The organism is Methylobacterium sp. Leaf104, from assembly GCF_001422885.1.
GTDB lineage: Bacteria > Pseudomonadota > Alphaproteobacteria > Rhizobiales > Beijerinckiaceae > Methylobacterium.
The window spans coordinates 84,158-106,628 of sequence record NZ_LMMZ01000003.1 but is presented as its reverse complement, the minus strand read 5'-3'; the positions used below and the strand labels follow the sequence as shown (position 1 = coordinate 106,628).

The 22,471-nt window shown below is 70.9% G+C and carries 24 protein-coding genes; 9 read left to right on the top strand and 15 right to left on the bottom strand.

The annotated features are described in order from the left end of the window. Positions 1-46: 46 nt before the first annotated feature. From ASF49_RS05325 to ASF49_RS05315, 3 genes are all read right to left on the bottom strand, one after another. Positions 47-1,186, bottom strand: coding sequence for a beta-ketoacyl-ACP synthase (locus ASF49_RS05325; protein ID WP_056468921.1), 1,140 nt, complete (start codon positions 1,184-1,186; stop codon positions 47-49). Positions 1,187-1,243: 57 nt separating this feature from the next. Then, the gene (locus ASF49_RS05320) at positions 1,244-1,714 is read right to left on the bottom strand and encodes a 3-hydroxyacyl-ACP dehydratase FabZ family protein (protein ID WP_056468919.1); all 471 of its coding nucleotides are present in this window, start codon (positions 1,712-1,714) and stop codon (positions 1,244-1,246) included. 76 nt (positions 1,715-1,790) lie between these two features. Next, positions 1,791-2,093, bottom strand: a complete 303-nt coding sequence (locus ASF49_RS05315; protein ID WP_056468914.1) for an acyl carrier protein — start codon at positions 2,091-2,093, stop codon at positions 1,791-1,793. 297 nt (positions 2,094-2,390) lie between these two features. Between ASF49_RS05315 and ASF49_RS05310 the strand changes: the two genes are divergently transcribed. Further along, the gene (locus ASF49_RS05310) at positions 2,391-3,554 is read left to right on the top strand and encodes an AI-2E family transporter (protein ID WP_082510906.1); all 1,164 of its coding nucleotides are present in this window, start codon (positions 2,391-2,393) and stop codon (positions 3,552-3,554) included. A gap of 23 nt (positions 3,555-3,577) precedes the next feature. Here the strand turns inward: ASF49_RS05310 and ASF49_RS05305 are convergent, their stop codons facing one another. Both ASF49_RS05305 and ndk read right to left on the bottom strand, forming a co-directional pair. Next, entirely contained in the window at positions 3,578-3,955 is a 378-nt protein-coding gene (locus ASF49_RS05305) for a hypothetical protein (protein WP_056468911.1), read from the bottom strand. Between the two features lie 134 nt (positions 3,956-4,089). Beyond that, a complete protein-coding gene (ndk, locus tag ASF49_RS05300; RefSeq protein ID WP_056468908.1) occupies positions 4,090-4,512 on the bottom strand; it encodes a nucleoside-diphosphate kinase in 423 nt (140 codons plus the stop codon). Positions 4,513-4,799: 287 nt separating this feature from the next. Between ndk and ASF49_RS05295 the strand changes: the two genes are divergently transcribed. Next, a complete protein-coding gene (locus tag ASF49_RS05295) occupies positions 4,800-5,342 on the top strand; it encodes a DUF2147 domain-containing protein (RefSeq protein ID WP_056468905.1) in 543 nt (180 codons plus the stop codon). Positions 5,343-5,384: 42 nt separating this feature from the next. Here ASF49_RS05295 and ASF49_RS05290 read toward each other — a convergent pair whose 3' ends face one another. Continuing rightward, positions 5,385-6,020, bottom strand: coding sequence for a glutathione binding-like protein (locus tag ASF49_RS05290; RefSeq protein ID WP_056468901.1), 636 nt, complete (start codon positions 6,018-6,020; stop codon positions 5,385-5,387). A 276-nt stretch (positions 6,021-6,296) separates the two neighbouring features. On the opposite strand from ASF49_RS05290, the gene ASF49_RS05285 reads away from it, so the two are divergent. The 5 genes from ASF49_RS05285 to ASF49_RS05265 all read left to right on the top strand — a co-directional run bounded on the left by ASF49_RS05285 (position 6,297) and on the right by ASF49_RS05265 (position 10,288). Beyond that, the gene (locus ASF49_RS05285; protein WP_431739885.1) at positions 6,297-6,518 is read left to right on the top strand and encodes a hypothetical protein; all 222 of its coding nucleotides are present in this window, start codon (positions 6,297-6,299) and stop codon (positions 6,516-6,518) included. A gap of 122 nt (positions 6,519-6,640) precedes the next feature. Continuing rightward, positions 6,641-7,057: a DUF4345 domain-containing protein gene (locus ASF49_RS05280; RefSeq protein WP_056468895.1), complete on the top strand. Its 417-nt coding sequence runs from the start codon at positions 6,641-6,643 to the stop codon at positions 7,055-7,057. Next, positions 7,054-9,069, top strand: coding sequence for an FUSC family protein (locus tag ASF49_RS05275; protein ID WP_056468892.1), 2,016 nt, complete (start codon positions 7,054-7,056; stop codon positions 9,067-9,069). Before ASF49_RS05280 ends, ASF49_RS05275 begins: the two co-directional genes overlap by 4 nt. After that, positions 9,069-9,263 (top strand): DUF1656 domain-containing protein, encoded by a 195-nt coding sequence (locus ASF49_RS05270; RefSeq protein ID WP_056468889.1) that lies wholly within the window; start codon positions 9,069-9,071, stop codon positions 9,261-9,263. The genes ASF49_RS05275 and ASF49_RS05270 overlap by 1 nt, the downstream gene beginning before the upstream one ends. 2 nt (positions 9,264-9,265) lie before the next feature. Then, on the top strand, positions 9,266-10,288 hold the full coding sequence (locus ASF49_RS05265; RefSeq protein WP_056468887.1) for an efflux RND transporter periplasmic adaptor subunit: 1,023 nt from the start codon (positions 9,266-9,268) through the stop codon (positions 10,286-10,288). A 666-nt stretch (positions 10,289-10,954) separates the two neighbouring features. Here the strand turns inward: ASF49_RS05265 and gatB are convergent. The 5 genes from gatB to ASF49_RS05240 form a co-directional block, all read right to left on the bottom strand. Further along, positions 10,955-12,427, bottom strand: coding sequence for an Asp-tRNA(Asn)/Glu-tRNA(Gln) amidotransferase subunit GatB (gene gatB, locus ASF49_RS05260; RefSeq protein WP_056468883.1), 1,473 nt, complete (start codon positions 12,425-12,427; stop codon positions 10,955-10,957). Between the two features lie 68 nt (positions 12,428-12,495). Further along, positions 12,496-12,795 (bottom strand): hypothetical protein, encoded by a 300-nt coding sequence (locus tag ASF49_RS05255; RefSeq protein WP_056468880.1) that lies wholly within the window; start codon positions 12,793-12,795, stop codon positions 12,496-12,498. Positions 12,796-12,805: 10 nt separating this feature from the next. Then, entirely contained in the window at positions 12,806-14,287 is a 1,482-nt protein-coding gene (gene gatA, locus ASF49_RS05250; RefSeq protein ID WP_056468875.1) for an Asp-tRNA(Asn)/Glu-tRNA(Gln) amidotransferase subunit GatA, read from the bottom strand. A 118-nt stretch (positions 14,288-14,405) separates the two neighbouring features. Next, complete coding sequence (gatC, locus tag ASF49_RS05245; protein WP_056468872.1) at positions 14,406-14,693, bottom strand: Asp-tRNA(Asn)/Glu-tRNA(Gln) amidotransferase subunit GatC; 288 nt, start codon at positions 14,691-14,693, stop codon at positions 14,406-14,408. A 146-nt stretch (positions 14,694-14,839) separates the two neighbouring features. After that, positions 14,840-15,019, bottom strand: a complete 180-nt coding sequence (locus ASF49_RS05240; RefSeq protein ID WP_056468869.1) for a hypothetical protein — start codon at positions 15,017-15,019, stop codon at positions 14,840-14,842. Between the two features lie 113 nt (positions 15,020-15,132). On the opposite strand from ASF49_RS05240, the gene ASF49_RS05235 reads away from it, so the two are divergent. Both ASF49_RS05235 and ruvX read left to right on the top strand, forming a co-directional pair. After that, a complete protein-coding gene (locus ASF49_RS05235) occupies positions 15,133-15,678 on the top strand; it encodes an SMI1/KNR4 family protein (protein WP_056468867.1) in 546 nt (181 codons plus the stop codon). An 89-nt stretch (positions 15,679-15,767) separates the two neighbouring features. Continuing rightward, positions 15,768-16,262 carry a Holliday junction resolvase RuvX gene (ruvX, locus tag ASF49_RS05230; protein WP_056468864.1) on the top strand — a complete coding sequence of 165 codons (495 nt, stop codon included), beginning with the start codon at positions 15,768-15,770 and terminating at the stop codon, positions 16,260-16,262. Positions 16,263-16,268: 6 nt separating this feature from the next. Here the strand turns inward: ruvX and dprA are convergent, their stop codons facing one another. From dprA to acnA, 4 genes are all read right to left on the bottom strand, one after another. Beyond that, positions 16,269-17,444, bottom strand: coding sequence for a DNA-processing protein DprA (gene dprA / locus ASF49_RS05225; RefSeq protein WP_056468862.1), 1,176 nt, complete (start codon positions 17,442-17,444; stop codon positions 16,269-16,271). A gap of 32 nt (positions 17,445-17,476) precedes the next feature. Further along, positions 17,477-18,085 (bottom strand): glycerol-3-phosphate 1-O-acyltransferase PlsY, encoded by a 609-nt coding sequence (gene plsY / locus ASF49_RS05220; protein ID WP_056468860.1) that lies wholly within the window; start codon positions 18,083-18,085, stop codon positions 17,477-17,479. After that, positions 18,082-19,389, bottom strand: coding sequence for a dihydroorotase (locus ASF49_RS05215; RefSeq protein ID WP_056468858.1), 1,308 nt, complete (start codon positions 19,387-19,389; stop codon positions 18,082-18,084). The genes plsY and ASF49_RS05215 overlap by 4 nt, the downstream gene beginning before the upstream one ends. 160 nt (positions 19,390-19,549) lie before the next feature. Then, complete coding sequence (gene acnA / locus ASF49_RS05210) at positions 19,550-22,249, bottom strand: aconitate hydratase AcnA (RefSeq protein ID WP_056469194.1); 2,700 nt, start codon at positions 22,247-22,249, stop codon at positions 19,550-19,552. Positions 22,250-22,471: the final 222 nt, after the last annotated feature.

The following is a 22,471-nucleotide window of genomic DNA, read 5'->3' as shown; positions in this document are numbered from 1 at the left end:
TTTCGCCTGCTTTTCGCCGCGGCCGGAGCCCGGGGATCGTCCCGAATCAGGCCGCCGTCACCCGAATCACGCCCTCGCCCCTGCGGTGGCCCACCACCGTCACCGCCACCTCGCGCAGGCCCCGCTCGGCGACGAGCGCCGCCGCCAGGGCTGCGCCGAAGGGCGCCACCGTCTCGAGGGAGTGGCCCGTGAGATCGCCCAGGGCGGTCACGGCCACGCCCGGCGCGAGGCGCGCCAGGGCGGCGCCTTCCTCGGCCGTGATCGGGGCGACGCCGGTGGCCCCGGCGAGAACCACTTCCGGAGCCTCGACGCCCGTCGCCGCCCAGAGGGCGGCGAGGCTGGCTTCGGTGCTGCCCGGTGCGCGCGTCGTGCGGTCGCTGCCCACCGGTCCGAGACGTGCGAGGGGCCGCGCCCCGCGTGCGGCGGCGTGCTCGGCGGCTTCCAGCACCAGGAAGGCGGCAGCGCTGCCGAGGATGAAGCCGGCCTCGTCCTCCGGGATGCGGTCGAAGACCGGCCGGAAGTCGCGGGCGCGCAGGTAGCCGCCCATCTCGTGAATCACCATGACGTCCGGGCGCTCGGCGCTGTAGGAGCCGCCCACCAACATGCAGTCCACTTGGCCTGAGGCGATCCGCGCCTGGCCGATACGCAGGGCGTCGGTGCCGGCGGCCTCCTCGCCCATGAAGGTGCGCGAGGCGCCGGTGACCCCGTGGACGATCCCGATATTGCCGGCGAGCAGATTCGAGAGCTGGGCCAGGAAGAGGGTCGGGCGCAGGTCGTTCTGCAAGTGCTCGTTGAGGTAGGCGCCCGGATCGGCGGCCTCGCGCAGGCCCGTGAGGATGGCGCCGTCCACCGCCGTGTCGCGCTCGCCGCCGCCGGCCGAGACCACGAGGTGCATGCGGCCCTTGAGGTCGGCATCGCCCTTCACCCCGGCGGACTCGAGGGCGAGGCCGGCGGTGTAGACGCCGAGGCGTTGCCAGGGCTCCATCTGACGCTGGTCGGATTTCTTCGGGATCTGTCCGTCGAAGGCGAGCGGCGCGACCGGATGCACCGTGTAGGGCGCGAAGGTCTCCGTGTCGGTGCGCGCCGGCGTGCCCGCCTCGAAGGCTGCGAGATGGGCCGCGATGCCCTCGCCCGCGCAGGAGACCAGGCCGATGCCGGTGACGACGACGTCGCGCGAAATGCTCATCTCACCCCGTCGCTCATCTCAGGACGCTCACGTCGGCACGGTCGCGGGCCGGCCCGGTCATGCGGGCTCGCCCGCGAGATCGAACAGCCCGATCTTGCGCGCCCGCTCGCGCATGGGCGCGTCGAGGCCGGCCGGGAACGGCATGGTGCGGAAGCGCAGTTCGGCATTGGCGAGCGGCTTGCCGTCGTGGCGGATCGCCGCCTTGGTCACCGCGTAGCCCGAGCCGTCATGTTCGAGGCTCGCCTCGATCTGCAACTCGGCCCCCGGGCCGACGAACGAGCGGAATCGCGCCTTGTCGACGCCCATCAGGAACGGCATCTGCCGAAACCCCAGATGGGCGAGCACGAGGTAGCCCGAGGCCTGCGCCATGGTCTCGGTGAGCAGCACGCCCGGCACCAGCGGGTGATCGGGGAAGTGCCCCTCGAAGACCGGGCTCTCCATCGGCACGCGGGCCAGGGCCTCGATCCGGCTGGCCTCCCGGTCGAACCGGGTCACGGCGTCGATCATCTCGAAATATTCGAGGCGCATGGCGTCCTAAGGTCCCGTGCGGGCGGGTGTTTCGAAGGGGCCGCGCCGGTGCCGAGGGGGCCCGGGCGGATCGGGCTCAGGCCTTGGCGGCCTTCTCGGCCACCAGGGCGTCGATGCGGGCGCAGAGGTTCTTCAGGACGAAGTACTCCTCGGCCGGCACCTTGCCCTCGTTGACCTCCTGGGTCCAACGCTCGAGGGGGAGCTTGATGCCGAAGGCCTTGTCCACCGCGAAGGCGATGTCGAGGAAGGCGAGCGAATCGATCCCGAGATCGTCGATGGCGTGGCTCTCGGGCGTGATCGTCTCGCGCGGGATGTCGGCGGTGTCGGCGATGATGTCCGCGACGCGGTCGAAGGTTGCGGTGTGGGTCTGGTCGGACATGCGTTCTCGCCGTGTGACTGGGTATCCCACCGGATTCGGCCCGTGCCGATCGGGGGCCGGAGCGATCCGGCGCATGGTGCCCGGTGCCCCCGGTCGCGCAGCATGCCCCGTGGGCCGGCGCTGCCGCCGCCCTGGACAGTGAAGGCGGTCCCTTACACGAGGGGTGTAGGAGGGGCAACCTTGGCCATCACGGCGTCGCGATCGGGCCGGCGCCTCCATTCCGATCCCGCGACGATGGACTAGATGCACGGGCAGGACGTGCCGCCGCGGGCGGTCCCCAAGAGGTCGAGCGAGACGATGGCACATCTTCCCTCCGGGACGCCGGCCGGAGCGCCGCCCGCGGGCGGCCCCGACCCGCGCCTGGCCCCCGACCATCCGACGCGTGCGGGCGCGCACCCGCTGCCGGGTCCGGCGCAGAGCCTGGCCCGGCTCGCCCTGGTCGTCGCTCTCGCGGGGCTCGGGATCTGGGTGCTGCACCACTTCATCCCGGCCCTGGTCTGGGCGGTGATCCTGGCGATCGCCCTCGGGCCGCTCTACGCCCGCGCCGAGCGGCGCTGGCCGCCGGGCCGGCACAACATCCTGCTGCCCCTCCTGTTCACCGCGGCGGTGGCCCTGGTCTTCCTGATCCCCCTCGTGGTGCTGGGGGTGCAGGCGGCGCGGGAGGCCCACGACGTGGTCGCCTGGGCGCGCTCCTTCGAGAAGTCCGGCATCCCGGTGCCGGACTTCCTCGGCCATCTCCCCTTCGGAGCGGCGCAGGCCCAGGCCTGGTGGGCGGAGAACCTGAGCCACCCCGCCGCCGGCTCGGAGCTCCTGCACCGCTTCGACAATTCCTCGGTGATCGGGGTGACCCGCAGCCTCGGCGCGCAGATCGTCCGGCGCGTCGTGCTGTTCGGCTTCACCCTGGTGGCGCTGTTCTTCCTGTTCCGGGACGGCCGCGCGGTGGCCGCGCAGGTCCTCACCGCCAGCGCGAGGCTGTTCGGCCCGCGGGGCGAGCGGGTGGCGCGGCAGATGGTGGCCTCGGTCCACGGCACCGTGGACGGGCTCGTCCTGGTCGGCCTCGGCGAGGGCGTGCTCCTGGGAATCGTCTACTACTTCGCCGGCGTGCCGCACCCGGTGCTGCTCGGTGCGCTGACCGCGGTGGCGGCCATGATCCCGTTCGGGGCGCCGCTGGTCTTCGGCATCGCGGCCGCGATCCTGCTCGCCAACGGCGCGGTGGTGCCGGCGGTGGTCGTGGTGGTGGCGGGCTTCGTCGTCACCTTCGTGGCGGACCACTTCGTGCGTCCGGCGCTGATCGGCGGCACGACCCGCCTGCCCTTCCTCTGGGTGCTGCTCGGCATCCTGGGCGGCGTCGAGACCTTCGGCCTCCTCGGCCTGTTCCTCGGCCCGGCGGTGATGGCCGCCCTGATCCTGCTCTGGCGGGACTTCACGCAGACCGAGCCCGCCGAGGCACCCCGGGCCTGAGGCCCGGGGTCGGCGGCCGCGCCTTACGCCGGGCGCGGCAGCTTGCAGCTGTCGAGGGCGTTCAGGGCCTTGGCGCGGGCGGAATCGTTGAAGTAGCCGGTGCTGCGGTAGGCATCGAGCTCGCCCTTGTCGAGGCTCGCGAGCGTCTGGTTCGCGTAGCAGCCGCAGGCGCGCGCGAGGGAGACCTCGGAGACGTTCTGCAGGCGGGCCTGGGTGACGGTGCAGGCGTGGCGCACGCGGCCCGTGAGGTTGCCGGTGGAGGCCGTCTTCAGCGCCGGATCGGGCGTGTAGCCTTCGAGCGATGCGGTCGGCCCGGACTTGTTGGCGTTGCAGGCGGCGACGAGCGAGAGCAGGCCGGCGGCGAGCAGGAGCCGGCCGGTGCGCGGGGCGATGGAGCGCATGGAATGATGGGTCCGTGAAAGCGATTCGGGAACGAACCGGTTTCACGTCCGTGCCTCCGCCGCGCAAGGGCGCCGGAGCCACACTGGAACGGCAAACGCCGAAGCCTCCGGGAGGCTCCGGCGCACCGAAGGATTCAGCCGACGATGTCGGAGTCCTGGAAGAACTGGGCGATCTCGGCCTTGGCGTTCTCGAGGCTGTCGGAGCCGTGCACGGTGTTCTCGCCGACCGACTCGGAGAAGGTCTTGCGGATGGTGCCCTCGTCGGCGTTGGCCGGGTTGGTGGCGCCCATCACTTCGCGGTACTTGGCGACGGCGTTCTCGCCCTCGAGCACCTGCACGACGACCGGCCCGGAGGTCATGAATTCCACGAGCTCGCCGAAGAACGGGCGCTCCTTGTGGATCTCGTAGAACTTCTCGGCCTGGGCACGGCTCATCTGGATGCGGCGCTGGCCGACGATGCGCAGGCCCGCCTTCTCGATCACGGCATTGACCGCTCCGGTCAGGTTCCGCTTCGTCGCGTCGGGCTTGAGGATGGAGAAGGTGCGCTCGGTGGCCATGGTCCGTCCGGTTGTGATCGCTCAGCCGAAAATGGCTTCGGCGCCGGGCTTATAGCGGGCGGGCTCCCGGCCCTCAACCCGAGGCGGATTCGTGGGGGATAACGGAGCCCACGGCGCCGGTTTTCCCGCCGCCATGGCTTTGGCGCAACAGCGCCGGAAAAACGCCCGAATGCGGACGCCTCCTGTGGCCAGACAATCACGGCCCTCTCCGAGGGGGCAACTTCGATCCCTGCCGACCCTCTGGCCGCCGGCGTCTAGCCGCAGCCACGCCACATGGAGACCAGGACATGCGCGTCGCCTTCACCGCCGCCCTCATCCTCGCCGGCCTCGCCCCCGCCTCCGCCGCGCCGGCCCAGGACCCGTCGGGCACCTGGCTCACCGGGGACGGCCGCGCCAAGGTCCGCATCGACCGCTGCGGACCGGGCGCCGCCAACATCTGCGGCAAGGTGGTCTGGGCCAAGACCGCGACCAACGAAGACGGCACCCCGCGCACGGACATCAAGAATCCCGATCCGAAGAAGCGCGGCCGTCCGGTGATCGGCCTGACGCTCCTCGACAACCTGAAGCCCGAGGAGGCCAAGTTCTCCGGCGAGATCTACAACGCCGACGAGGGCAAGATGTACCAGGTCAGCCTGGAGCGGGAGAGCACCTCGGAGCTGTCGGTCTCCGGCTGCCTGCTCAAGGTCCTCTGTGGCTCGCAGACCTGGACCCGGGTGCCGGACGTGAACCAGCAGGCCTCCGCGGCCACGCCCGAGACGGCCCCGGCGCCCCGGCCCGCGCCGAAGGCCGCCAAGGCCGCGCCCGCGAAGGCCGCCGCCCCGGCCGAGTGACGACGCCTCCGGCGACCGCGCCCCAGGCCGGGGCGCTCCGGGTCAGACCGCCGCGAAGCCCCGCTGCACGGCCGGCCGCGCCATGACGCGGTCGAGCCAGGCCCGCACGTGGGGCACGCTCGCGAGCTCGATGCTCTGCTTCTCGTGGTACTTCGCCCAGGGCAGGATCGCGATGTCGGCGATGGAGAATTCGCCCGCCACGTAGTCCCGGTCGGCGAGACGCTTGTCGAGGACGCCGTAGAGGCGCTGGGCCTCCGCCGTGAAGCGGTCGATGGCGTAGGGGATCTTCTCCTGCGCGTAGATGCGGAAGTGGTGAACCTGGCCGAGCATCGGCCCGAAGCCGCCGATTTGCCAGAACAGCCACTCGTCCACGGCCACCCGGGCGCGCTCGTCGGCGGGATAGAGGCAGCCGGTCTTGCGCCCGAGATACTGCAGGATCGCGCCGGATTCGAACACCGTGATCGGCTCGCCGCCCGGGCCGTCCGGATCGACGATGGCGGGAATCTTGTTGTTGGGCGAGATCTTCAGGAAGTCCGGAGCCATCTGGTCGCCGCGGCCGATATTCACCGGCACCACCCGGTAGGGCAGCCCGCACTCCTCCAGCATGATCGGGATCTTCCAGCCGTTCGGCGTGCTCCAGGTGTGCACGTCGATGGGTTTTCCCGGCGCGTGTGCCATGCGGTTTTTTCCGACCCAGTTCAGGCTCGCTCGATGCCCCGAAACAATCCGGGATGCGAGCGGAAGGTTGCAGACTCCGTGCCGGCGGCACGAACGGTGGATCGTGCCGATGCCCGTGCAGATGGCGCTTGCCCCCGCTCGGGGTTGTGGCTGTGATGCGGCCGGCCCGCCAGATGGCGGCGCCCAAACGTCCCGGGGGTCGTCATGCTGTCGTTCCGTTCGCGTCGCACCAGTGCTTTGTTCGCGGGCTTGCTGCTCCTGGCAAGTCCCCTCGTTGTGACAAGTCCCCTCGTCTCCGGCGGTGCGCTGGCGCAAGCGGTGGCGGCGCCCAAGCCCGCCAAGGAGCTCAGCGTCGGCCAGAGCGCGGCCCGCGAACGCCAGAAGAAGTGCGGCGCCGAGTGGCGCGCCCTCTCGGTCGCCGACAAGGCCGCGCAGGGGCCGAAATGGCCCCAGTATTACAGCAAGTGCGTGAAGCGCCTGAAGCAGGTGAAAGCCTGAACCGCCCTCGCCGCCCGGCCTTCGTCCCGGGCGGTTCAGGGTCATTCGCGGACCGCCGAGGAACGTAAGCCTGACCGTCCCGGTTTCCGATCCTGGCAGGGTGACTCCGGACGGGCGCGACGATGCGGGAACGGCAGGCGCTACAGCGCGCGGTGGCGGTGATGGCCCTGGTCCCGGTGGCGTCCGGCCTCTATGGCGTGCTGTTCGGCCTCAACGGGATCGGTCGCGGCGGATTCGTCGACGTCTCGGCCGACAGTCACTTCCGCTACCTGTCCGGCCTGCACATGGGCATCGGCATCCTGTTCTGGACGTGCGTGCCGGGCATCGAGGCCAAGACCACCCTGTTCCGCTTCCTCACCCTGGTGGTGGCGCTCGGCGGCCTCGCTCGATTGCTCGGTTGGGCGCTCACCGGCCTGCCCTCCTTCCTGATGATGGCGGCGCTGGCGGTCGAACTCCTCGTCACCCCGCTGCTCTGCCTGTGGCAGGCCCGGATCGCGGCGCGCCCGCCTGAAGCGTTGCCGCGCGGGATCGCCGGGTGAGCACCCTCGCCGATAGACGCCCCAGCCTGCCGGACCGGGTGCTCGCCGCCCTCGAGCGCGTGGTCCCCAAGCCCGGCGCCTGGGCCTTCGCCGTGCGGATCTGGCTCGCGATGATCCTCGCGCTCTACGCGGCCTTCTGGCTGCAGCTGTCGAGTGCCTCCTCGGCGGCCGTCTGCGTGGCGATCCTGGCCCAGCCCAAGCGCGGGCAGGCCCTGTCGAAGGCCCTCTACCGCTTCCTCGGCACCCTCGTGGGTGCGGCCGTCGCCATCGTCCTGATGGCGCTGTTCGCGCAGGATCGGGTGGTGCTCCTCGTGGCCTTCGCGACCTGGCTCGGCCTGTGCGTCTTCACCGCCCACTTCCTGCAGGACACTCGGGCCTACGGGGCCATGCTGTCCGGCTACACCGTGGCGATCATCGCCATCGCCCACATCGACACGCCGCAGAGCACCTTCGACGCGGCCGTCGACCGGGTCGCGGCGATCACCCTCGGCATCGTGGCGATCACCTTCATCAACGATGCCCTCGGTTCGCCGAGCATCTGGCGAACCGTCCGCGACACCCTCGGCGACGCCATCGCCGAGACCCGGACCTTCGCCCGCGAGACCCTGACCCGGGGCGATCCCGGCTCCGAGCGCACCGCTGCGCTGATCCGCAGGATCGCCGCCCTGCGGGGCGACGCCGGCGCCATCGCGGGCGAGCTCGACGACGGACCGGACCGGGCCGCAGGTGCCCGCAGCGCCATCGCGGCGCTCTACGTGATGGCGGCCGCCGCCCGCCACCTGCGGGCGGCCGTCGCCCGGCTGTCCGCCCCGACGGCCGCCGTTGCGGAGGCGCGCGCCCTCTGCCTCGCCCTGACCGAGCCGGAGGCCGATCCGGCCGCGGCCGTGGCGCGGCTGTCGGACCTGGTCGAGGACGCCGTGCGCGCGAATGACCAGCCCCTCGACGCGATCCTGGCCCTGCAGCGCGCCCTCGACTTCGCCCGCGCGGCCCATTTCGCCGCCGACGGTCACCGCGTCCTCGCCCACGGCGGGCGTCCCCTGCGCGACGTGCCGCTCCCGACCCATCGCGACGTGCCCGAGGCCCTGCGCGGCGCGATGCGGGTGGTGATCGCCTTCGGCCTTACCGCTCTCCTTCTCGTGGCCGCCGGCTGGCCCGCCACCTCCTTCGCCCTGGTCCAGGTGGCGGCGACCTGCTCGCTCTCCTCCACCACGCCCGATCCGCGCGTCTTCGCCAAGGGCGTGCTCATCGGGATGCCGCTCGCCGCCCTCTGCGCCGGGATCGTGCTGTTCGGGGCACTCGCGGGCGTGCAGGGCTTTCCCCTGCTGGCCATCGCCATGGCGCCGGTGGTGTTCGCCGCCTGCTTCCTCAGCCTCAACCCGCCGACCTTCGGGATCGGCTTCATCCTGCTGGTGTTCTTCCCCGTGCTGCTCTCGCCCGCCAACCCCCAGAGCTACGACCCGCAGGGGTTCCTCACCAACGCGTTCCTGGTGGTCTTCGCGGCGCTGATCCTGTTCTTCACCGTCCGGGTCATCCTGCCGGTCTCGAACTGCCGGCATCGGGCCTTCGCCCTCGACTCGGCCCGGCGCGCCCTGGTGGAGGCCCTGGCCGGCCGGGGCGGCGACGCCACGACCCGGACCAGCCTCAACAGCGACCGCCTTCTGCAATTCGCCCGCTGGAGTTCGGGCAGCGCCGCCGTGCGCCGGGCGAGCCTCGACCGCGCCTTCGATCTCGCCCGGATGGAATCGGCGGCCGCTCGCGCCCATGCGCAGTTGCGCGGCCTCGCCCGAGACGATGCCCTCGCGGCGGTGGCGGGCCAGGCCCGCGCCGCCCTCGCGAGCGTCGATGCCGGCCGGATCCGGGAGGCGGCCGCAGCCCTCCTCGCCACGGGTGCACCGGCAGCTCCGGCTACCCGCCTGCATCTCGCCCGGGCGGTGAGCGACCTCACCACGGCCGCCCACGTCGCCGAGGGCCAGGGGCGTTTCCTGCGCCGCCTCGGCATCCGGGCCTCCTGATGCGCAGCGACCTCGATCTCGGCGGCGTGCTGCTCTCGCCCTTCGTGGCCTACGCCGCCGGGGCGCTGGCGATCCTGGTCGTCCTGCGCCTACTCTTCGCGCGCCTGCGCATCGCCCGCTACGTCGCCAACCCGCCCCTGGCGGAAGCCGGCCTCTACGTCTGCATCCTTGCCCTCCTGATCGTGTTCCTGTGACGATGGCTCAAGACCCGCCCGCCGAGACCGCCGCCGCAGAATCGAAGGCCCGGCCATCCGCCTCGGGGCCGGACACGAGCTCTCCCGCTCCCGGGCGCGGCCGCCGGGTGCTGCGCCTGCTGGTCACCGCGCTCATCTTGGTCAGCGCCTTCGTCGCGGCGGCCCTGGTCTGGCAGTTCTACGTCACCGCCCCCTGGACCCGCGACGGGCGGGTACGCGTGCAGGTCGCCAGCGTGGCGCCCCAGGTCTCGGGCCAGATCACGGAGCTGCGCGTCGCCGACAACCAGACCGTGAAGAAGGGCGACATCCTCTACGTCATCGACCCCTTCGACTTCGAGGTCTCGGTGACCTCGGCCCAGGCCGAACTCGACAACCGCGAGGCCGACCTCCAGGTCAAGCAGACCCAGGCCGCCCGGCGCGAGGCGCTGACCACCCTCTCGACCTCCGTCGAGGAGAAGCAGCAATATGCCGGCACCGCCAAGATCGCCGAGGCGGCGGTGGCCTCGGCCAAGGCGCAGCTCTCGCAGGCCAAGGTCAACCTTCAACGCACCCAGGTGCGATCGCCGGTGAACGGCCGGGTGACGAACCTCCTCCTGCGCCCGGGCGACTACGCCACCACCGGGACGGTCAACATCGCCGTCATCGACACCGATTCGTTCTGGATCGACGGCTATTTCGAGGAGACCAAGATGGCCCATATCCACGTGGGCGACCCGGTCTCGGCCGAACTCCTCGGCTACGACCCCCTGATCCGCGGCAGGGTGGAGAGCATCACCCTGGGCATCAGCACCGCCAACGCCGCCGCGAGCACGCAGGGGCTGCCCAATGTCGATCCGGTCTACACCTGGGTCCGCCTCGCCCAGCGCGTGCCGGTGCGCATCCGGATCGAGCGGGTGCCCGAGGGCGTGACCCTGGTCGCCGGCATGACCGCCACCGTCTCGGTCGGCGAGCCCGGCGCCCACCGCCAGGACTGGCTCGCCCGCCTGCGCAGCCGCTTCGCCGGGGCGGCCGCTCCCACCCCGTAGGCTGTGGTGCCGGGCCGTCCGGTTGCAGGGACGGCCAAGGGGCTGTGCCACAACACGTTTTCAAGGCCGCGGCGATGGGAATGAATACAGTCGCGAAAACGCGCAAATAGGCTCTTGACGCATCGTCGATCTGGTCGCACCTTGTTGTGGTGCTTCGACGGCAAAGCACAGCTCAAGCAACGAGGAGGCCCTGATCGGTAAACGATCATGACCGACGAGAAGCAGGAGATGCGGGAATGACTCCACCCCAGCAGGCGGCTGCGGCGATCATCCAGGGCTGATTCGACCTGGACGTTGAGCAGCGCACGACGCGAATTACGGGACGGAAGCGGTCTCCGGGGCGCAGAAGCGGCCAACACGGCACGACTTCAGACATGCACCAGGCCCCACCTCGGCCGCTTCCGCCGCCGATGTTATCAGGCCGGCGGGCGCGCCTTGCGCCGGACGACCACCCACTTTTCTATTGAGGTTTCGCCGCTGCGTTTCCACGCGAGCGGCTCGACCCATGCGTGAAGGCCCGGGAACGGAGCGCGGCTTCACGCTGAGGTCGTCCGCCCGCGAGGGGGGCAACCGCGCCCAGTGGGCGATGCGTGCGTCGCCCGGTCGGACGGACCGTTCGCCACTCGGTCTCGACCGCCTCCGAGATGTCGGATGCGGGCCGGATCCCTACTCGATCCCGAGCTTCGCCTTCAGCAGGGCGTTCACCGCCGCCGGGTTGGCCTTGCCGCCGGTGGCCTTCATGGTCTGGCCGACGAACCAGCCGAGCAGGGTCGGCTTTTCCTTGGCCTGCTGAACCTTCTCGGGGTTCTTTGCGATGATCTCGTCCACGGCGGCCTCAATGGCCCCGGTGTCGGTCACCTGCTTCATGCCACGCGATTCCACGATCTGGCGCGGGTCGCCGCCCTCGGACCAGACGATCTCGAACAGGTCCTTGGCGATCTTGCCCGAGATCACGCCCTCGCCGATGAGGTCGACGATGGCGCCGAGCTGGTCGGCGGACACCGGGGTCGCCTCGATGCCCCTGCCCTCCTTGTTGAGGCGCCCGAACAGCTCGTTGATGACCCAGTTCGCCGCGGCCTTGCCGTCGCGGCCCTTGGCGACCGCCTCGAAGTAATCGGCCGAGGCGCGCTCGGCGATGAGAACGCCGGCATCGTAGGCGCTGAGCCCGTAGGACTCGATGAAGCGCGCCTTCTTGGCGTCGGGCAGCTCGGGCAGTCCGGCGGCGAGCGCGTCCACGTAGGCCTGGTCGAATTCCAGCGGCAGCAGGTCCGGATCGGGGAAGTAGCGGTAGTCGTGCGCTTCTTCCTTGGAACGCATGGAGCGGGTCTCGCCCTTGCCCGGGTCGAACAGGCGGGTCTCCTGGCTGATCGTGCCGCCATCCTCGATGATCGCGATCTGGCGCCGGGCCTCGGTCTCGATGGCCTGGCCGATGAAGCGGATCGAGTTGACGTTCTTGATCTCGCAGCGGGTTCCGAGCGGGTCACCGGGTTTGCGGACCGAGACGTTCACGTCGGCGCGCAGCGAGCCCTTCTCCATGTCGCCGTCGCAGGTGCCGAGGTAGCGCAGGATGGTGCGCAGCTTGGTCACGTAGGCGCGCGCCTCCTCCGACGAGCGGAGGTCCGGCCGCGAGACGATCTCCATCAGGGCGACGCCGGAACGGTTGAGGTCGACGAAGCTCTGGGTCGGGTTCTGGTCGTGCAGGGACTTGCCGGCATCCTGCTCCAGATGCAGGCGCTCGATGCCGACGGTGATCGACTCGCCGTCGGGCAGATCGACCAGCACCTCGCCCTCGCCGACGATCGGATCCTTGAACTGGCTGATCTGGTAGCCCTGCGGCAGGTCCGGATAGAAGTAGTTCTTCCGGTCGAACACCGAGCGGTGGTTGATCTGCGCCTTCAGCCCGAGGCCGGTGCGCACGGCCTGGGCCACGCATTCCTCGTTGATGACCGGCAGCATGCCGGGCATCGCCGCGTCCACCAGGGAGACGTGGTCGTTCGGCTCGCCGCCGAATTCCGTGGAGGCGCCGGAGAACAGTTTGGAGCGGCTCGTGACCTGGGCGTGGATCTCCATGCCGATCACGACCTCCCAGTCGTGCAGGCCGCCCTTGATGAGCTTCTTGGGGTTCACGGCAGCGGTCATGATGGCCCGAGTTCAGCGTTGCGGGGCGCGGATGCGCGCCGGAAAGGTGGAAGCGCCGGTCGGCGCGGTCAAGCGCGCAGGCGATAGAGCTGGTGGGCCAGGAAGCCCAGGGTGCCCCAGAGGAAGCCCGCGATCCAGCGCACGGGGAAGAAGGTCGGCCCGTCGTGGCTCACCGGCGCCGGCCAGGGAATGCCGATCGCGGTCACGGCCCAGGACACTAAGACCGAGACCGCGAAGGCCATCAGCGAGACGAGGATGACCTTCACGAACTGGTCCGACTTCCAGCCCATCACCAGGGCGATGGCGATCAGCACCGGATCGAAGGCGGCCCAGATCCAGACGTCGAAGGGATAGACCGGGACCGTCATCGGGTGCGCCTCATGCCCACCACGCGGCGGGCAGTTTCGTGCGTCCGGCGGCGTCCTCGATCACCTGGGCGGCGGCGAACAGCGTCTCCTCGTCGAAGGGGCGGCCGATGAGCTGGAGACCCAGCGGCAGGCCCTGCGCGTCGAGGCCGGCGGGCACCGAGATGCCGGGCAGGCCCGCCATGTTCACCGTGATGGTGAACACGTCCTGCAGGTACATCTCGACCGGGTCGCCCGAGCCCTTCTCGCCGATGCCGAAGGCGGCCGACGGGGTCGCGGGGGTCAGGATCGCGTCGATGCCGGAGGCGTAGGCCTGCTCGAAGTCGCGCTTGATCAGGGTGCGGATGCGCTGGGCGCGCACGTAATAGGCGTCGTAGTAGCCGGCCGAGAGCACGTAGGTGCCGATCATGATGCGGCGCTTCACCTCGCGGCCGAAGCCGGCGGCGCGGGTGTTCTCGTAGAGCCCGGCGATGTCCTTGCCCGGCACGCGCAGGCCGTAGCGCACGCCGTCGTAGCGGGCGAGGTTCGAGGAGGCCTCCGCCGGGGCGACGATGTAGTAGGCCGGCAGGGCATATTGCGTGTGCGGCAGCGAGATCTCCCGCAACGTGGCGCCGGCGTCCCGGAGCATGGCCGCGCCCCGGTCCCAGAGCGCCTGGATCTCGGCCGACATGCCCTCGACCCGGTACTCCTTCGGGATGCCGATGGTCAGTCCCTTCACGCCGCGGGCGATGGCGGCCTCGAAGTCCGGCACCGGCAGGTCGGCGCAGGTGGTGTCGCGCGCATCCTGGCCGGCCATCGAACCGAGCAGGATCGCGCAGTCGCGCACCGTGCGGGCGATCGGACCGGCCTGGTCCAGGGAGGAGGCGTAGGCCACCGTGCCCCAGCGCGAGCAGCGGCCGTAGGTCGGCTTGATGCCGACGGTGCCGGTGAAGGCGGCGGGCTGGCGGATCGAGCCGCCGGTATCGGTCGCGGTGGCGCCGAGGCAGAGACGGGCGGCCACCGCCGCTGCCGATCCGCCCGACGAGCCGCCCGGCACCAGCTTGGCGTCCGATCCGGCACGGCGCCAGGGCGAGACCACGTCGCCGTAGGCGGAGGTCTCGTTGGACGAGCCCATGGCGAACTCGTCGAGGTTCAGCTTGCCGAGCATCACCGCGCCGTCGCGCCAGAGATTGGCGGTCACGGCCGATTCGTAGGCCGGAGTGAAGCCCTCGAGGATCTTCGAGCCGGCCGTGGTCGCCACGCCCTCGGTGCAGAACAGGTCCTTGATCCCGAGGGGGATGCCCTCCAGCGGACGGGCCTGGCCCGCGGCGATCCGCGCATCGGCCGCCTCCGCCATGGCGATGGCCCGGTCGGGCGTCTCGACGAGATAGGCGTTCAGCGCCCGCGCCTTCTCCATGGCGTCGAGATGCGCGCGGGTCAGGTCGGTGGCGGAGAAGTCCTTGGCCTTCAGCCCGTCGCGGGCCTCCGCCAGGGTGAGTTCGTTCAGAGAGGTCATGGGCGGCAGAGTCCTGGGCGCTCGTCCTGGTGGGTCCCGGGGAGCCGCCGTCGCCGTTCGGGCGCCGGGCGGACCGTCCCTCGGGGCGGCCGGGTTTCGGGGTCGGCGGCGCGTGCGCCTACTCGACGACCTTCGGCACGAGGAAGTAATGGTCCTCGGTCTCGGGGGCGTTGGCCACGATGGCGTCGGCCTTGGCCCCGTCGGTGACCACGTCCTCGCGCTTCTTCATCGCCATCGGGGTGACCGAGGTCATCGGCTCGACCCCCATCACGTCCACCGCGCCGAGTTGCTCGACGAAGGCCAGGATCGCATTGAGCTCGCCCTGCAGGGGAGCGACCTCGTCCTCGCTCACCGCGATGCGCGCCAGGTGCGCGATGCGCCTCACCGTCGTTGCGTCGACCGACATGCTGTCTTCAGATCCTCAGGCTCCCACCGCGGCCCGGCGGGGTTCCGCGGGCGATGGGGCGTCGGGCCGGGCTATAGCACCCGCCTTCGCGCGCTCGCAACGCCGGGCCTCTTCGCGGGCCGCCGCGGCGCGCGGATGCCGGGGCGTCAGGCGATCGCGTGATGGGGCAGGATCGGCGACTCGATGAGGATGCCGGCCCTGGACGCGACGAAGTCCGCCTGCCGGAACCCCACGAGCAGGATCTCGCAGGCCAGCGCCAGCATCAGCTTGTGCCGCAGGGGCATCCGGCGTCGCGCGGGGTTCGGCTGGGCGATCGGGTGGGGCATGCGTTCGGGATCCGGCGTCTTAACGATCGATTAACGATGCCCTGGCCGATCCGGTCCCGGCAAGGCTATGACAACGTTTCTTTAAGGTTAACGGCCAGCCGGAGGTGGATTTCATGTGGGAGACGGTGTTCTCGCCCTGCGCGCCGGGTCCGGTGGCGACCGAAGCGGCCCTCGACCGGGCCGAGGCCGAGCTCGGCTACGGCCTGCCGGAGAGCTACCGCACCTTCTGCCGGACCCTCGGGGCAGGGCTCGCGAACGGCTACTTCCGCGTCGCGGTCCCGAGCGAGGCCCCGGAGACCGACCTCGTCGCCCATTCCGAGCTGATCGCCCACAGCATCGCCGCCGTCCTCGGCGACCGGCCGGAGCATCGCTTCGAGGTCGAGGGCGACGATCCCGGCGTGGTCGAGCGGGCAGGCTTCTTCGGGCGCTCCGAGGCCGGCGAGTTCCTGTTCTGGGACGTGGTGCCGGGGCGCGACGAGTACGAGATCTGGGTCCTGGGCGCCGACCTCGAATCCGTGCGCTTCGGCGGGGCCGACCTCGTCGACCTGATGCGGCGGAGCCAGGGACCGGCGGTGCGCGGCATCCTCGGCATGGGCGCCGAGCCCCTCCCCACGAGTTTCGTCGGCGACGGCACCGAAGGCTCGGCCGGCCTGCACTGACCCGGAGGTCCTGCGCCGACCTGGCGGCATGGCTTGCCGGTCGGGGCCGGATCGCGCAGGAGAGGCGCCATCACGGGAGAGCGACGGACATGGACGAGGCCGAGATGCGGGCCTTCGCGGAGGAGTCGCAGGGCGGACCCCGCCTGATCGGGATCGACCTTGGCACCAAGACGATCGGGCTCGCCCTGTCGGATGTCGGGCGCCAGATCGCCTCGCCCCTGGAAACGATCCGGCGGGTGAAGTTCACCCCCGACGTCGCGCGCCTGCGGACCTTGTGCGAGATGCACGCCGTCGGCGGCCTCGTCATCGGCCTGCCCCTCAACATGGATGGCAGCGAGGGCCCGCGGGTGCAGTCGACCCGGTCCTTCGTGCGCAACATGAAGCCGCTGCTGCCCCTGCCCGTCCTCTACTGCGACGAGCGCCTCTCCACCGCCGCCGTCACCCGCGCGCTGATCGCGGCGGATGCCTCGCGGGCCAAGCGCGGCGAGGTCGTCGACATGCTGGCCGCCGCCTACATCCTGCAGGGGTGCCTCGACCAGATGCGCCGGGCGCTGGGCGACGGGGAACCCGACGACGACGCGTGAGGGTCTTCAGCCCACCAGCGACACCGCGCCGCTGCCGTGGCGCTCGATGCGTCCGTCGAGCTCCAGCTCCAGAAGGATGGTCTGGACGACGCGGACGCCGAGGCCGGCGGTCCGCGCCAGCTCGTCGGTCCCGATCGGGGTCGGGCTGAGATAGGCGATCAGGCGGGCGCGGTCGTCGGCAGGTCCGGGCGCGGCGAAATCCTCGGCCGGCATCGGCAGCACGATGCCGTCGACGTCGAGCTCGTCCCAGAAGATCGGGGCGTCGGCGAGGTCCGGCCGGTCGACGGCCAGGGCCTCGGCGCTGTGCGGATCAGCGCCGCGCGTCAGCAAGGGGGCGATGGCATCCGTGACGTGGCTGGTGTCGGAGACCAGCGTCGCCCCCTGGCGGATGAGGTCGTTGGTCCCTTCCGCCCGTGGATCGAGGGGCGAGCCCGGCACGGCGAAGACCTCGCGGCCCTGCTCCAGGGCGAAGCGGGCGGTGATCAGCGAGCCCGAGCGGCGGGCTGCCTCCACCACGACGGTGCCGTAGGCGAGGCCCGAGATGATGCGGTTGCGCCGGGGAAAATCGCGCCCGCGCGGCTCCCACCCCATCGGCATCTCGGCCAGGACCGCCCCGCCCGCTTCCAAAATCGCCTCGACCAGGGCGGCGTGGTTGGCTGGGTAGATCCGGTCCTGTCCCCCCGCCAACACCGCCACCGTGCCGGGCACCAGGGCGGCCCGGTGGGCGCGGGCATCGATGCCGCGGGCCAGCCCCGAGACCACGACGAGGCCGGCCTCGCCGAGGCCGCGGGCGAGGCGCTCGGTAAAGGCGAGGCCGGCGGCGGAGGCGTTGCGCGAGCCGACGATGGCGATGGCGGGGCGATTCAGGATCGCGGCCTCGCCGCGGAGCGCGATCAGCGGCGGCGCCGAATCGGCGGCCTGCAGCAGCTTCGGATAGTCCGCCTCCCCGAGCGCCACGAGACGCGCGCCGAGGCGACCGGCTGCGGCGATCTCGCCTTCGGCCTCGGCCCGGCTCGGCGGGGTGATGCGCCGACCGCTGCGACCGGTGAGGCCCGGCAGGGCCTCGAGGGCCGGGCCGGCGCCGCCGAAGCGGTTGATCAGGGTCCGGAAGCTGCGCGGGCCGATGCCCTCGCTGCGGATCAGGCGGAGCCAGTCGAGACGCTGGGCATCGGTGAGTTGCATCGCCCTCCCCTTCCGGAGCGGGCGCCCAGGCCTCAGCCCTTCTGCCCGATGCGCCCCTCGGTCCCGTCGATCAGCCGGCGGATGTTGGGCGCGTGCTTCCACCATAGCAGGGCGGCGAGCAGGAGAAACAGAAATGCAACCGGTGGCTGTCCGAGCGCCCACAGGACGAGCGGCGTCAGGGCCGATGCCGCCAGCGCCGCGAGGGAGGAGTATTTCAGCGTGAAGGCGAGGCCGAGCCAGATGGCGGCGAAGGCCAGCAGGCCGAGCGGGCTCAGCGCCAGGAGGACGCCGAGGAAGGTCGCCACGCCCTTCCCCCCCTTGAAGCCGAGCCAGACCGGGAACAGGTGTCCGAGGAAGGCGCCGAAGCCGGCGACGAGGGCCGGCTCCAGCCCGAAGCGTCCGGCGAGGAGCACCGCGAGCGTGCCCTTCAGGGCGTCGCCCAGCAGGGTGGCGGCCGCGAGGCCCTTGCGCCCGGTGCGCAGCACGTTGGTGGCGCCGATGTTGCCCGATCCGATCGCCCGCACGTCGCCGAGCCCGGCATAGCGGGTCAGGATCAACCCGAACGGGATCGAGCCGAGGAGGTAGCCCCCCGCCAGCGCCGCCAGCAGGAGGGGCCAGGGCAATGCGTCGAGAGCGGTCACGCGGCGGCCTCGGTCTCGGTGGGAGCGCGGAAGACGAGGCGGCCCGCCACCATGGTCAGGACGGCGGCCCCCTGCAGGCGTGCCTCGTCGAAGGGCGAGTTCTTCGAGCGCGACTTCAGCGCGCGCTTGTCGAGGACATAGGGCAGGTCGGGGTCGATCAGCACGAGGTCGGCGGGGGCGCCGGTCGCGAGGCGACCGGCCGCGCGCCCGAGGAGGGCCGCCGGGCTCGTGGTCAGGGCCGCCAGCAGGCGCGGCAGGGCGACGTCGCCGGTATGGACCAGCCGGAGCGCCGCGCCGAGCAGCGTCTCGATTCCGAGGGCCCCGTCGGCGGCCTCGGCGAAGGGCAGGCGCTTGGTCTCGACGTCCTGCGGGTTGTGGTCGGAGACAACGACGTCGATCACGCCTTCGTTGAGGCCCGCCACCAGGGCGAGCCGGTCGGTCTCGTGCCGGAGCGGCGGCGAGAGCCGGCAGAAGGTGCGGTAATGGCCGATGTCGCCCTCGTTGAGGACGAGGTTGTTCACCGAGGCGCCGCAGGTGACGGGCAGCCCGTCCGCCTTGGCCCGGCGCACGATCTCGACCGAATCGGCGCAGGAGATCATCGCGGCGTGGTAGCGGGCGCCGGTGAGGCGCACGAGGCGGATGTCGCGCTCCAGCATCACGGTCTCGGCCTCGCGCGGGATGCCGAGGAGGCCGAGGCGGGAGGCCATCTCGCCCTCGTTCATCACGCCGTCGCCGACGAGGTCCGGCTCCTCCACGTGCTGCATCAGCAGGGCGCCGAAGTCGCGGGCATAGGTCAAGGCGCGGCGCATCACCTGGGCGTTGCGCACCGCCTTGAGGCCGTCGGTGAAGGCCACGGCGCCGGCCTCCTGCAGCAGGCCGAACTCGGTCATCTCCTGGCCGGCGAGGCCCTTGGTGATCGCGGCGGCCGGCAGGACGTGGACGCTGGCGGTGTCGCGGGCGCGGCGCAGCACGAAATCGACGATGGCCGGCCCGTCGATGACCGGGTTGGTGTCGGGCATGCAGACGAGCGTGGTGACGCCGCCGGCCGCCGCCGCCGCGCTGGCGCTGGCCAGGGTCTCGCGATGCTCGGCGCCGGGCTCGCCCACGAAGGCGCGCAGGTCGATCAGGCCGGGACTGAGGACATGGCCGCCGCAATTGATCGTCTCGGCCTCGTCCGGCACGCCCGCCAGCGGCCCCCAGCCGACATCGTGGATCAGGCCGTCGCGCACGAGGACGTGGCCGGGCGCCTGCCGATCCGTGGCCGGGTCGCACAGGGTGGCGTTGGTCAGGAGGATGGGGCGCATCGTCATGCGTCGCGGTTTCGACCGGGCGCGCCGTGGCGTCAAGCGGAAGGCCGTCGGTCTGCGCTTCCTCGGGTGACGCCGTCGCCTTGGCGACGCGCGTAAGAACGAAAAAAGGCCCCGCCCTTTCGGGCGAGGCCTCGTCATCGGGACGCCTCAGGTCTTACGCCGCCAGCGAGCGCAGGACGTAGGGCAGGATGCCGCCGTTGCGGAAGTATTCGAGCTCATCGAGGGTATCGATGCGGCAGGTCAGCGGGACCTCCCGCTTGGTGCCGTCGGCGGAGGTGATCTCGGCGATCATGGTCTGGCGCGGCTTCAGGTCGCCGGACAGGCCCCGGATCGAGACCGTCTCGTCGCCCTTCAGGCCCAGCGAGGCCCATGACGTGTCGCCCTGGAAGACCAGGGGCACGATGCCCATGCCGACGAGGTTCGAGCGGTGGATGCGCTCGAAGCTCTCGGCCACCACGGCGCGGATGCCCAGCAGCTTGGTGCCCTTGGCCGCCCAGTCGCGCGACGAGCCGGTGCCGTATTCCTTGCCGGCGAAGACGACGAGCGGCGTCCCTTCGGCCTGATACTTCTGCGCGGCGTCGTAGATGAACATCCGCTCGCCCGAGGGCTGGAACAGGGTCCAGCCGCCCTCGACCACGTTGCCGGATTCGTCGCGGACCATCTGGTTCTTGATGCGGATGTTGGCGAAGGTGCCGCGCATCATGACTTCGTGGTTGCCGCGGCGCGTGCCGTACTGGTTGAAGTCCTGCACCCGGACCTGATGCTCCTGTAGGTAGGCGCCCGCCGGGGAGTTCGCCCGGATGTTGCCGGCCGGCGAGATGTGGTCGGTGGTGATCGAGTCGAGGAACAGGCCGAGGATGCGGGCCTCGACCACGTCCTCCACCGGCGCCGGGGTCTTCTGCATGCCGACGAAGTAGGGCGGGTTCTGCACGTAGGTGGACGTCGAATCCCACTGGAAGGTCTCGGCCTCGGTGACCTCGACGGCCTTCCAGTAGTCGTCGCCGCCGAACACGTCGGCGTAGCGGGACTTGAACAGGGTCGAGGTGATGTTGGCCTCGATGAACTCCTGAACCTCGGCGCTCGAGGGCCAGATGTCCTTCAGGTAGACGGGCTGGCCGTCCGATCCGGTCCCCAGCGGCTCGGTGGTGATGTCGATCTGCATCGAGCCGGCGAGCGCGTAGGCGACGACGAGCGGCGGCGAGGCGAGGTAGTTCGCCCGCACGTCGGGGTTCACGCGGCCCTCGAAGTTGCGGTTGCCCGAGAGCACCGCGGCGGCCACGACGTCGTTGTCGTTGATCGCCTTCGAGATCGGGGCCGGCAGCGGCCCGCTGTTGCCGATGCAGGTGGTGCAGCCGAAGCCGACGAGGTTGAAGCCCAGGGCGTCGAGGGGCTTCTGCAGGCCGGCGCTCTCCAGGTACTCGGCCACCACCTGGGAGCCGGGCGCCAGCGAGGTCTTCACCCAGGGCTTCGAGCGCAGGCCCTTGGCGACCGCGTTGCGGGCCAGGAGGCCGGCGCCGATCATCACGCTCGGATTCGAGGTGTTGGTGCAGCTCGTGATGGCGGCGATCACCACGTCGCCGTGGCCGATGTCGAAGTTGGCGCCCTCCACCGGATAGCGCTTGGCGATGTCGGCGGCCTTCTTGAACTCGGTCTCCATCGAGGCGGCGAAGCCGGGCTTGGCGCCGTCGAGGAGCACCCGGTCCTGCGGACGCTTGGGGCCGGCGAGCGACGGGCGCACGTCGCCCATGTCGAGCTCCAGCGTGTCGGTGAAGACGGGGTCCGGCGTGGCCGCATCGCGCCACATGCCCTGCGCCTTGGCGTAGGCCTCGACGAGGGCGATCCGGTCGTCGGCGCGGCCGGTGACCTTGAGGAAGTCGATGGTCTTCTGGTCGATGGGGAAGAAGCCGCAGGTGGCGCCGTATTCCGGGGCCATGTTGGAGATCGTGGCGCGGTCGGCCACCGCCATGTCGTCGAGCCCGGGGCCGTAGAACTCCACGAACTTGCCGACCACGCCCTTCTTGCGCAGCATCTGGGTGACGGTGAGCACGAGGTCGGTGGCCGTGGTGCCCTCGGGCAGCTTACCCGAGAGCTTGAAGCCGACGACCTCGGGGATGAGCATCGAGAGCGGCTGGCCGAGCATCGCGGCCTCGGCCTCGATGCCGCCGACGCCCCAGCCGAGCACGGCCAGGCCGTTGACCATGGTGGTGTGCGAATCGGTGCCGACGAGGCTGTCCGGATAGGCCAGCTCTGCGCCGTCTTCCGTCTTGGTCCAGACGGTCTGCGACAGGTATTCCAGGTTCACCTGGTGGCAGATGCCGGTGCCGGGCGGCACGACGGAAAAGTTGTCGAAGGCCGACTGGCCCCATTTGAGGAAGGTGTAGCGCTCGCCGTTGCGCGAGTATTCCAGCGCGACGTTGTCGGCCAGCGCCTTCGGGGTGCCGAACTCGTCGACGATGACCGAATGGTCGATCACGAGGTCGACCGGCACCAGCGGGTTGATCTTCTGCGGGTCGCCGCCCAGCGCCACCATCGCGTCGCGCATCGCGGCGAGGTCGACGACGGCCGGCACGCCGGTGAAGTCCTGCATCAGCACGCGGGAGGGGCGGAAGGCGATCTCGGTCTCGGTCTTGCCCTTGTTGCCGAGCCAGGCGACGGTGGCCGAGATGTCGTCCTTCTTGACCGAACGGTCGTCCTCGAAGCGCAGCAGGTTCTCGAGCAGCACCTTCATCGAGAAGGGCAGCGCGGTGGCGTCGGCGAGGCCCGCCTTCTCGGCATGGGGAATCGAGTAGAAGGTGTAGGACTTGTCTCCGACGGTGAGGGTCTGGCGAGACTGGAAGCTGTCGAGCGATGCCACGGCGTTGTAATTCCTCGCGAGCGGTTGGTCGAACACGCGCAGGCATAACCTGCGCCACGAAAACACGTGTTCGGCTGGGAGCGCTGTGAAGCGCGCGCCGCCCCGGGGGTGCCCGGATGAGGATGATGCGCGAAGGGCGATTTGGACGCCCTGAAACTCGCGCGGCGCAGCCTGCGCGCGTTATAGAACACTTCGAAACTGGCCGCTACCGGGGGCCTGACA